This is a genomic window from Mycobacterium sp. (assembly GCF_049281135.1).
Classification (GTDB): domain Bacteria; phylum Actinomycetota; class Actinomycetes; order Mycobacteriales; family Mycobacteriaceae; genus Mycobacterium.
Map to the genome: position 1 here is coordinate 1 of NZ_JBAPRN010000456.1, position 10,164 is coordinate 10,164.

A 10,164-nucleotide genomic window follows, 5' to 3' on the forward strand; every position below is an offset into this window, starting at 1 on the left:
TGGTACGGCCGAGCAGGCCGCGGATTTCCGGCTCGGTCCACTTGACCGGCAGCAGCTTGACCGCGTAGTGCCAGTCGCGCGGCAGGGGCGGTTCAATGCCCTCGGCATCCCAAGCGCTTTGGTCTAACCGACCGAAAACGCCTGCCATCCAACGCATCAATGGGTTGTCGAGAGCACGCACCAAGAGATCGGTATCCTCATGCACCAACGACATGAACCAGATTCCGAATTCGAACTGTTCCGGATCACGCCCCTTCCGCTCCAGCTCGGCCTTCATCGAGCTGATTGTCTGCGCCCAAGATTCCGGTGTGGGCGCCACACACGGCACGATGGCCGAGATCCCGTCGGCGTAGGTCGTCGCCAGATCGAACAGCTTCGGTCCACCGCCCAACGCCCAGACGCTCGGGCGATGAGTGCGTGACTGCCCCAGCCAGGCTTGTTTGAAGGTCCAGTGATTGCCCGGCAGATCGACCGGCTCGGTACTGGCCCACAATGCATTGAAACCCTTCAGGTGATCTTCGAGCCGCGCCAATCCTTCGGATCTCTTCCAGCCGTACGGCGTGACCTGTTTGGCTTCCCCGGCACCGATCATCACCTTCGCCTTGCCCCCAGTCATATTGGCCAGCGTCATCATGGTCTGGGTGAGTTCGGCAGGCCCCCGACGGATCGCGTCGGTACTGATCGTCAAGCCGATTCCCGGCACCGACGCGGCCAGGTAGCCACTCATCGCAAATGCGTCGGAATACGAGTCCAGATCCGGGACGATCGTTGCCATCGGGCTGCTTTCCGGGTGCCAGAGCTGGCGGGGCCAAAAGTTCGTCATCTGGTCCCAGATCAGCAGTTCGTCGACGACGCCGCTCTGCGCTGCTGCGGCGGCTGCGGCGGCGAAATCCGTTGGTGGCGTGTGGCGGTCACAAGAAAACGCGAGGGCGGTGGTGACGGACTCACTCATCTCAGCAACTCCATTGACTCTAGATCACGGGCTTGTTGGGCATAGCAGCGAACCATCCCGGCAAACAGTGCGTCACCCCGCTCGGTTCGTTCCAATTGGACTGAAAACGGCACGCTGAGCATCAGCCCGTAGAAGACGCACCAGCGGTAGCTTTCCCACACGTCGTCGAACGAGAAGCTGGTGAGCCCTCGTGACATCAGGCCATCGTGGTATTGGCTTAACAGTTCTCGCTCGTGGCAACGCCGATCGTCCAGCGACAGACAGCCGCCGAGATACACGCTGACGTCGACCAGCGGCGGTCCCAAACGTGTGGCCTGCCAGTCGAACACCGAGACCGGAGCGGCGGGATCGTGCGGGAAAAGGATGTTATCCATGCGGTAATCGCCGTGCAAGACCACGGTGGGGCCAACGGTCATCTGTGCAGCCCATGCGTTCGCGTACGGTACGACCTGCTCCACGAACTCCACGTCTTTGGAATCAAGGCGATCGGCGAAGCGCTCCAGAAATAATGGTAGGGCCGGCTCCACGGCGGCGAAGAAGGCATGGTTGCGGTTGGGGTTGGCGAGCCAAACCTTTTCGCGCAATGCCGGATCCGACCAGCGCGGCGTTTGCAGATCGACGAGTGCGTCCAACGCTCGGGCAGCTTGACTGGGCGTACCGCCGGCGATCATGTCACCGGGAGTGCCCGCGCCGCTCAGATCCTCGAGGAGAAGTGTGAACCTGCCGGTTGACGATTCGATGTCTGCCCAATAGAGCCGTGGCACCCGGATGCCGACGGTCGGCGCGATCTCTTGGTAGAAGCGCACTTCGCTCTCGTAGATACCGAGTGCGACACCCACTGCGCGGCTGCCGGCGTCGTGGGACGGCAACTTGACCATCGCGGTCGGCGGGGCGTCTGGTCCAGCACCGTCATAGCTGAGGGTCAGCCGGGCGACCAGTCCGAGTTGGCCGACACTCATTAGTTCGCTGCTGAACGACGTCACCCGGCCCTCGTCGAGGCAGCCGGTTTGGTGCAGTGCATCGGTCAGCCAATCTGCCGCGATGTCGTCAACGGAATCCACGATCCTTGTCGCAGAGCGGCGCAGGGTATCGGCGCTCCGCTCGGATTCCGTCACCGGACCCCTCCCTTATTGAATATAGGTTTGATTAGATTTGCGAGCGGCACGAAAAACTCCTGTCCTGGACGATCTCTACTCTCGGGACGATGTCAGTAGTTGAACTTTCCCGACTTCGGCCATCGGGGGATGCGAGTGGCAATCGCGTCGATCACCAGCTGCAGGCCGTCGCAAAAGTTTTGTTCGGCGTCACCCGTTACCAGTGGGCCGAAGAGTGCGACCACGTTGGGAAATTCCGCGGCGGGGAGGGAGGCCAAACCTGGCCGTGCGTCAGAGTCCATGGCCGCCAGTTCGCGTTGCACGGATCCGACCGTGAACGACGTGAGCGTCGCGAACGACGTGATTACCTCGCGATCGCGCATCCCGGTCGCTCGCAACGCGGCACACACCACCTCGGCGCCACGATAGGCGGACCTGCGGTCGAGGCGTTGGTTGGCGATGATCGGAGCAAGCGTCGGATGTTTCAGCATTACCTCGCGCAGCGAGCGGTACAGCGCCACCAGTTGGTCCTGCCATCGCATCGCGGGGTCCGGAAGCTCGATCTCGGCCAGGTAGCGGTCGGCCAGCACCGCCAAGAGCTCCTCCTTGGTGCGGACGTAGCCATAGATCGTCATCACGCCCACACCGCAGCGCTCGGCAAGACGACGCATGGTCACCGCATCGATGCCATCGGCGCTGGCTATGTCGGCCGCGGCCTCCACCAACGCCTCAAGTTTCACCTTGGGGACGGCCACGTCGCGTTCGCCGGGCTCGCGGGCTGGGCGCACATGGCTCACCAGCGTACATGTACGGTAAGAACACGGGAAGGGCGTTCATGAGCAAAACAAACCGGTGGATCCTGAAAATGCCGCCACCGCCGGTAGGCGGACAGCAGATCGAGATCGTTCGCTACGACGGTGAATGATCGTGTGCGACAAGCACTTAACTTGCGAGAATCTGCTGCATCCGGGCAATCTCGGCCTGCCGCGCCTTGACGATCTGTTTGGCGAGGCTGGTGGCGTCTACATTCTTTCCATTCGCGACTTCGGCGTTGGCAAGTCCGATTGCCCCCTGGTCAAGACCGATCATTGTCTTCAGCCATAGTGCGTCGAATGCGGGGCCATGCAATGAATCAAGCTTGGCGATAGCGGGGTTATCAACGATGCCCCCCGGTGTGCTACTGGGCCCATCGTCCCCAGGTTGCTTGTCGTGGCCCTCTTTCCACTGCGCGCTGAGAGCCTTCAAGATCTCTGTGTCCACCTGTAGGGCCGGCCCGGTCTTGGCAGCAAACGTGACGAGCTCGGAATTAGTGGACCGATCCGGCACCAGGAGCGAAATGCCGATCCCTTGTTGCTCTTGCGCAGTCATGCTGTTCGCGAAAGCGACGTCCGCACCGTTGAAGGCGGCGGGTTCGCCGGTTATCACGGGCTTATCATCGGTCGGCAGGGTATGGGCGTGGTCACCCGAAGGCGAGCTGTGACAGGACGTCAAGAACAACGGCGTAGAACACGCCGCGAGAGCGGCGGCGATTCGGGCGGTCAGCGGCGGCACGGCGCCAGCGTAGCGGATATCCCAATTGCCCTTCCTGGTCAGCGGTGCAAAAGCGTTCGTGGGCTTGACCCGTTCGGTGGACAACCGGTCATGCGGCGTGCCGTCCGAGTGAGTCGCTTCGTGGTAGTGGAATGCGTCGCTTTCGTCTCATCTACCGAATCGGTGGGCGGCGCACAAGGCCGGGTCGAGCTGGCTAACACCCAACGACTGGCTAACACATAACGATGAGTCGCCGGCGGCGTGGTCACCTGCATAGCGGGCACTGAATAATTCCGGTGCGCTGACCCGAAACACCTGCCCTCGGCATAGTTGCAGCTAATTGCCAACCAGCGGCCAAAGATATAATATCGTGACCAGCTTCGACACCCTAGCCCTGCATGGGGGTCCCGGCCGATGAAGGAGAGCCGCATCATTGCAACCCCTTGAAGGAATTGCGTTCGCGTCGTCGGCGATGAATCCGCCTGGGCCGCAGTATGCTTCGCGCCCGGCGGAGTTCGGTGCGGCGGTGACGAAGGCGGAGCCCCAGCCGGTGATCCGGCGGCTCACGCCACCAAGGGGAGGAGATGATTCAGACGGAAACGGCAATGCGCGCGCCTGTGAGGTTGCGTGCTTGGGTGTGCGCCGAGATCGCCTTTCCGGCGCGAACGCCGCAAGTATAGCGGCGCTAAACTCCACCGCCGGAAGCTCATTCGGTGATCGTAGGGGCCGCGGCCTGCGCACCGGGCAGGCCAGAAGCGGACGAAACCGTGCCGAAAACGGCTGTACCGCCATTGTTCTGCACTCTACGTTTGCCAGCAGGCAATCCCAGCGTCCTGCGCACACACCGGCAGCAGGTTGTTCGGTGGCCAGCCATCGCTCTGTTTTTTTAATATGCGTGAAACGACTTTGATGTTGATAAGACGGCGCTACCCTTATCCCGTCGGGCACCGCCGCAATTTCTTGACGGTTTCGCCAAAGGTCATGCATGCCAGAAGAAGTCGGCTACCATGCCGAAGCGGCCGAGCCCTACGACACCCGTTTTGAGACAGCTCGGACAGAAAACTATTGACTTGGGATCGGTCGCTGCATAATGTGGTCCCGCACACCTCATGGGAGCGTGTGTGGTCCCGCGCACATTCTGCTCGAAGCTGGACCCGACGAATGAGCGAGATGGATAGGGGTGGGGAGATGGACGTAGTGCCGCCGGCCTATTCGTGTCTTACCGCTCTGTGGCCGGCAAGAGCGGTAAGTGAGCCAGGACAGATCCCGTTTCCACCCTCCCTCTTCGGGCTTGGCGCAGTCGTTGCGATCGGCAGCCAGCAAAGTAGTAGGGGCCGCTGATGGTCTCGACTATCCCGCTGGTCGGGCTGACCAAGCCGCTGCAAAAGCCGCTGCGCGAGGTCGGCGGTTTCATGGCGCTGGCGCTGGACACCTTTGTGCAGGCCTTGCGGCCGCCGTTCTTTTGGCGTGAGTGCCTCGAGCAGTGTTGGTTCGTCGCTCGGGTCGCGACCATCCCGGCGATCGCGCAATCAATCGCGTTCAACGGGATGGTTGTCTATCTCTTCGGCGTGGCGGCGGTCTCGTTCGGCGCCGGCGACATCAACGGCGCGGGCTCGGGACTGGCCACGGTCGGGCAGATCGGGCCGGTTGCCACGGTGTTTGTCCTCAGTGGTGCGGCCGCCACGGCGATGTGTGCCGACCTGGGTGCGCGCACCATCCGGGAGGAGATCGATGCCATGCGGGTGTTGGGCATCAACCCGGTCCACCGATTGGTGGTGCCCCGGGTGGTCGCGCTCATCATCACCGGCATGTTGATCAACGGCTTGGTGATCATCTCCGGGTTGTGCGCCGACTATGCCTTCAGCATCTACGCGTTGAACGGCAATCCCGGTGCCTTCGCCACGAGTGTGACGCTGCTGACCAACGTTCCCACGGTGGTGATCAGCTTTGCCAAATCCGCAATTTTTGGGATGCTCGCCGGCTTGATCGCCTGTTACAAGGGACTCACCGCGGGCGGCGGTCCGCAGGGTGTTGGTAGCGCGGTCAACGAGACCGTGGTCTATACATTCGTCGCGCTGCTGATTGTGAACGTGCTCGTCAGTGTCATCACCGCGACAGCGTCGGTGGCGACATGACCGGCGACGTCAGGACGGTGGTCAACGCCCGTTTTCCGCGGGTAGCGCGCAGCGCGCGCACTGCCGCGCGCGAATGGAGTCTCCTCGGGGAGCAGGCCGCGTTTTATGTCGAGGCTCTGGTCAACATTCGTCAGGCTTTCATCCGATACAAGTCGGAAACGCTGCGCGTCCTGTCCGAGATGAGCTTGGGTGTCGGCGCGCTCGCCTTGCTCGGCGGGGAGGTGGTGATCCTGGCGATTTTGACCGGGGCTTCCGCGGCCGTCGTCGGCATTTTTGGCTACGTCCAGGCCAGCAGCCTCGGCGTCGGCGCGATCACGGGGTTTTTCTCCGCCTACGCCAACGTGCGCCTGTCGCTTCCGCTCATCATTGCCAACGGCCTGGCGGCCACCATCGGCGCCGGCGCCACCGCGCAACTGGGTGCGATGCGGATCAGCGAGGAGATCGACGCGTTGGAGGTCATCGGCATCCGCTCGATCCCCTACCTGGTGTCGACCCGGGTGCTGGGGGGTCTGCTGGTGGTGCCCCCGCTGTACTGCGTGACCTTCGTCGGGTCGGTACTTATCACGCGTACCGTCACGATACTGGCCTACCACCAGGGGGCCGGCGGTTTCGACCACTGGTTCAACACCTTCCTGCTGCCACGCGATGTGCTGGTGTCCGGGCTCGAATGCACCGTGCAGGCCGTCATCGTCATGCTGATCCACACCTATTACGGCTACACCGCCACGGGGGGGCCCGCCGGTGTTGGTGAGGCGGTCGGGCGTGCGGTGCGGGCGTCCATCTTCGTGTCCATCACCATCACGTTCGTGCTGGCACTGGTCCTCTACGGGAAGTCGGGCGACTTCCACCTGTCGGGATAGCGGCGATGAGACACGAGAGACGCATACATCCGGGATGGTGGGCGCTGCTGCTGGTCGTCGCGATCATCGGGTCCATTCCGCTGACCGTCAAGGCCTTCAGACGAGACTTCACGTCCTACGCCAAGGTCACCCTGGTGTCGGATCGGGCGGGTCTGGTGATGGACGCCAACTCGGTGGTGAAGTACCGCGGCGTGGAGGTCGGCCGAGTGGCCTCGATTCAGCCCAAAGATGGGGCGACTCTTCATCTGGAGGTGCAGTCGAGCCAGCTGCGATACATTCCGGCCAACGTCGACGCCCAGATCAGCGCACCCACGGTGTTCGGCGCCAAATATGTCGATCTGCGCCCCCCCAGCGAGCCGAGTCGCACGCGGCTGGCATCGGGGGCGGTGTTGAGCACCAACAAGGTGAGCATCGAAGCGAACACGATCCTGCAGGACCTGGTCACGGTGCTGGACAAGATCGATCCCGCCAAAATCAACGCGGTGATCTCTGCGTTGGCCGAGGGGTTTCGCGGGAAGGGCGAAGCGATCGGCCAAGCCATCACCGACTTCAATCAGGTGCTGCTGGCGGTCAATCCCCGCAGCGAGTTGATCCGGGCCGACTGGCGCGCGTTCAAGGGGTTCAACGACGCCTACAGCGGCGCGGCGCAGAACCTGATGGCCACGCTGGACGCTACGAGCACGGCCAGTACCGCGATCACCAAGAATGCGAAAGACTTTGATTACCTACTGCTCTCCCTGAGCGGAGCAGCCAACAGCGGTTACAAACTGCTGACCCCGACCAAAGACAACCTTGCCCATTTGCTCAACGTGCTCGAGCCGACGACGCGGTTGCTGATGAAATACAACCCGGAATTGACCTGCACGTTCCTGGGCGCCAAGCTCATCATGGACCGGGGTTTCGCCGAGGCCTTCACCTACAATGGACGGTCGTTCATCGCCGACGCCGGGATCCTCTTAGGCGACGATGCGTACCGGTATCCGGACAACCTGCCCGTCATGGACATCAAGGGAGGCCCGGGCGGAACGCCGAGCTGCGGTTCGTTGCCCGACGTAGCAAAGAACTTCCCGCAGCGGTACATGGTCACCAACTCCGGGTTCGGCAATGGCATGGACGTGCGGCCCAACCCCGGTATCGGCTATCCGGGTTACACCCTTTATTCCCCGTCCACCCGTGGGACACCGCTGCCGCCGACGATGAAAGATCAGGGCGGTCCTGCCCCAGGTCCGACGCCCTACCCGGGCGCGCCACCCTACGGCGGGAAGCTCTACGCCCCGGACGGAACGCCGCTGTATCCCGGCTTGCCGCCGGCACCTCCGCCCGGCCGGCCCAAAGACCCGGGCATGGGCAAGCCACCGGCGGGTTCGGAGCCGTTCGTTCCGCCCTTCCCGGGGGTTCCACCCAAGCCCCGCTAGCAGCACCCCAACCCGCGTCCAAGAAAGGTAGACATTGCGCGAGAACTTCCGCGGCATCGTGGTGCGCTTCGCCATCTATGCCGCCGTGTGTTTGATGGGCATCGCTGTGGTGTTCGCCGTGTTCGCTCAGCTGCGCTTTGAAAAGGCGAACACCTACACCGCCGTGTTCGCTAACGTGTCGGGGTTGCGGGAGAACAACTTCGTGCGCATCGCGGGTGTGGAGGTCGGCAAGGTCAAAAAGGTCGCGGTTCAGCCCGATTCCACCGTGCGCGTGCAGTTCTCCGCGGATGAGTCGGTGGTGCTGACCGAGGGCAGCAGGGCTGTCGTCCGCTACGACGACCTGTTCGGCGCCAGGTTCTTGTTGCTGGAGGAGGGTGCGGGGGGAGTCAAGAGGCTCGGTCCGGGGGCGACCATCCCGCTGGGCCGGACCCAGCCGGCGCTGGATTTGGATGCGTTGATCGGGGGCTTGCGGCCGGTGTTTCGCGCGCTGAACCCCGATCAGATCAACACCATCAGCGGCCAGTTGATCCAGGCGCTGCAGGGCCAGGGCCCGACGGTCGGCTCGGTGTTGACCCAGGCCGCGGCGGTGACCAACACGCTGGCTGATCGGGATCGGTTGTTCGGCTCGCTGATCACCAACTTGAACACCGTGCTCGGTTCGCTGGGCGACCAGGATGGTCAGCTCGCCACGGCCGTCGACTCGCTGTCCACACTGATGACCACTCTGCAAGAACGCAAACAGGACCTCGCCTTGGGTTTCAAAGGCGTCGAGAGAATCTATGCGGCGGGCGTCGAGGTGCTGACCAGGGCCCGCACGCCGCTGAAAAAGGTGGTCGATCAGACCGACCGCGTCGCCGGGACCCTGCTGGCCGATAAAGACTTTCTCGACAACCTGATCAATACGCTGCCCGACGACTATCGCATCATCGGCCGGGAAGGCCTCTACGGAGACTTCTTCACCTTCTATCTGTGCGACCTGATTGTGAAGCTGAACGGCAAGACCGGGCAACCGGTCTATATCAACCTGGCCAGCCAGCGCTCGGGGAGGTGCACCCCGAAATGAGACGCCTCTACATGCGCCTGTTCGACATGAGGCAGTTCTCCGAACGCAACCCGTATGCCGTGGGTGCGATCGGTATCGGCGTGCTGGTCGCGGCCATTCTGCTGGCGGTGAACTACGACAAGGTGCCGTTTCTGACCGGCGACAAGGTGTACGCGGCGTACTTCGCCGAGGCGGGTGGTTTGGAGACCAACGGCGTCGTGGAGGTGTCGGGCGCCCGGGTCGGGAAGGTGGCCAGCATCGCCCTGGAGGGGTCGCGGGTGTTGGTCAAGTTCCGCGTTCCCGGCGACATCCGGCTTGGTGAGCGCACCGAGGCCGCGGTGAAAGTGAAGAACTTCCTGGGTACCAAGGTCATCGAGCTGACGCCGCGCGGAGAGGGTCGGCTCAGCGGGCCGATCCCGTTGGAGCGGACCACGCCGGCCTACCAGCTGCCCGATGTGTTGGGCGATCTTTCGGCAACCGTCACCAAGTTGAATACCGACCAGCTGTCGAACGCGCTGTCGGTGGTGGCCGGCGAATTCCAAGGCACTTCACCGCAGGTGAAGGCCGCGGCCGAGGGTGTGGCGCGGTTCTCCCAGACATTGACTGAGCGCGACACGGAGCTGCGAAACCTGCTCAGCAACGCCAACAAGGTCACCGGCGTGTTGGCCAAGCGTAGCGACGAGATCCTCAAACTCGTCGGCGACACCGATTCGCTGCTGGTCGCGCTGAAAGCCCAAAGCAGTTTTCTGGACAGGTTTTTCGTCGACAACGCCCGCATCGCCCGCGCGTTGGGAAGAGTCGTCGATGACAACCACGCCACGCTGCGGCCGGCGCTGGAGAAGCTCAACGGGGTGGTGGCGCTGCTCAACAATCGCAAGGGACGCATCCAGGAGGCGATCAAAGGCCTCGACAGCTTTGCGCTGGCGCTGGGCGAGGCGGTTGCCTCGGGCCCGTTCTTCAAGGCCTATCTGGTCAACCTGGTGCCGGGACAGTTCATCCAGCCGTTCATCGACTCAGCGTTCAAGGACCTGGGGATCGATCCCGCGACCCAGTTGCCCTCGCAGCTCACCGACCCGCTGACCGGCCAGCCGGGCACACCGCCGCTGCCGCTGCCGTACCCGCGAACCGGTCAGGGC

9 protein-coding genes are annotated in these 10,164 nt (G+C 63.0%); 5 read left to right on the forward strand and 4 right to left on the reverse strand.

All coding sequences use genetic code 11. From position 1 onward, the window contains the following. The 4 genes from WAN02_RS18455 to WAN02_RS18470 all read right to left on the reverse strand — a co-directional run. Positions 1–952: LLM class flavin-dependent oxidoreductase (locus tag WAN02_RS18455; protein ID WP_422265692.1), on the reverse strand; the 952-nt coding region annotated here is incomplete at its 3' end. Next, on the reverse strand, positions 949–2,067 hold the full coding sequence (locus WAN02_RS18460) for a phosphotransferase family protein (protein ID WP_422265693.1): 1,119 nt from the start codon (positions 2,065–2,067) through the stop codon (positions 949–951). The genes WAN02_RS18455 and WAN02_RS18460, both read right to left, overlap by 4 nt. A gap of 92 nt (positions 2,068–2,159) precedes the next feature. After that, positions 2,160–2,843, reverse strand: a complete 684-nt coding sequence (locus WAN02_RS18465) for a TetR/AcrR family transcriptional regulator (protein WP_422265694.1) — start codon at positions 2,841–2,843, stop codon at positions 2,160–2,162. Positions 2,844–2,988: 145 nt separating this feature from the next. Then, positions 2,989–3,681, reverse strand: coding sequence for a DUF305 domain-containing protein (locus WAN02_RS18470; RefSeq protein ID WP_422265695.1), 693 nt, complete (start codon positions 3,679–3,681; stop codon positions 2,989–2,991). Between the two features lie 1,235 nt (positions 3,682–4,916). On the opposite strand from WAN02_RS18470, the gene WAN02_RS18475 reads away from it, so the two are divergent. The 5 genes from WAN02_RS18475 to WAN02_RS18495 all read left to right on the forward strand — a co-directional run. Beyond that, on the forward strand, positions 4,917–5,711 hold the full coding sequence (locus WAN02_RS18475) for an MlaE family ABC transporter permease (RefSeq protein WP_422265696.1): 795 nt from the start codon (positions 4,917–4,919) through the stop codon (positions 5,709–5,711). Beyond that, positions 5,708–6,571: an MlaE family ABC transporter permease gene (locus WAN02_RS18480; protein ID WP_422265697.1), complete on the forward strand. Its 864-nt coding sequence runs from the start codon at positions 5,708–5,710 to the stop codon at positions 6,569–6,571. The genes WAN02_RS18475 and WAN02_RS18480 overlap by 4 nt, the downstream gene beginning before the upstream one ends. Before the next feature lie 5 nt (positions 6,572–6,576). Then, entirely contained in the window at positions 6,577–7,986 is a 1,410-nt protein-coding gene (locus tag WAN02_RS18485; protein WP_422265698.1) for an MCE family protein, read from the forward strand. Between the two features lie 34 nt (positions 7,987–8,020). After that, positions 8,021–9,049 carry an MCE family protein gene (locus WAN02_RS18490; RefSeq protein WP_422265699.1) on the forward strand — a complete coding sequence of 343 codons (1,029 nt, stop codon included), beginning with the start codon at positions 8,021–8,023 and terminating at the stop codon, positions 9,047–9,049. Then, positions 9,046–10,164 (forward strand): MCE family protein (locus tag WAN02_RS18495; protein WP_422265700.1); only part of this gene is annotated, 1,119 nt, incomplete at its 3' end. The genes WAN02_RS18490 and WAN02_RS18495, both read left to right, overlap by 4 nt.

Coding starts and splice junctions, on each gene's coding strand:
- WAN02_RS18475 (WP_422265696.1), top strand. CDS start 4,917: ATGGTCTCGACTATCCCGCTGGTCGGGCTGACCAAGCCGCTGCAAAAG.
- WAN02_RS18480 (WP_422265697.1), top strand. CDS start 5,708: ATGACCGGCGACGTCAGGACGGTGGTCAACGCCCGTTTTCCGCGGGTA.
- WAN02_RS18485 (WP_422265698.1), top strand. CDS start 6,577: ATGAGACACGAGAGACGCATACATCCGGGATGGTGGGCGCTGCTGCTG.